Origin of the sequence: Micromonospora sp. ALFpr18c, from assembly GCF_008868155.1 — a bacterium.
Lineage (GTDB): Bacteria > Actinomycetota > Actinomycetes > Mycobacteriales > Micromonosporaceae > Micromonospora.
On the sequence record NZ_WBKR01000497.1, the window covers coordinates 1 to 466 of the forward strand.

General features: G+C 59.0%; 1 pseudogene. It reads left to right on the top strand.

The annotated features are described in order from the left end of the window. Positions 1-127: 127 nt before the first annotated feature. A pseudogene (locus F8271_RS31825) lies at positions 128-298 on the top strand (IS5/IS1182 family transposase); the annotation flags it as partial. Between the last annotated feature and the right edge of the window lie 168 nt (positions 299-466).

The following is a 466-nucleotide window of genomic DNA, read 5'->3' on the forward strand; positions in this document are numbered from 1 at the left end:
GGCCGGGCGTCCGGATCCAGACTCTCGTAGGACTTCGACGTCATGCTGATGATCTCTCCTCAGAACCGTCCAGGAAGAGTATCCCCTGGTAGACGAGCTGTCTCACATCAGCGTGACAGGGAGGGGCACGAACGCCTGGCACAACGCCTTCAACCGGCTACAACGCTGCTACGAACGCAAAGAAGACGTGGTCAACGCCTACTTCGACCTCGCCGACGCCATCATCACCATCCGTAGCCTCATCCGTCATGCGTGGATCTTGTACCGGTGGGACACCCGCCCCACCCGCCGACCATGAAACCCACCTATCTGCGCGACCTCTTAATGGCCTTTGGGGTAGTCACGCCGGTTCAGGCCGGTACGTAGAAGAGCGCGGTCTTCTGGTGATCATTCAGGTGTCTAGGCCGGATGATCACAAGTGAAGGACCGCGCTCGTGGAAGCATCATCGTTGATTGGCGGGTTGTC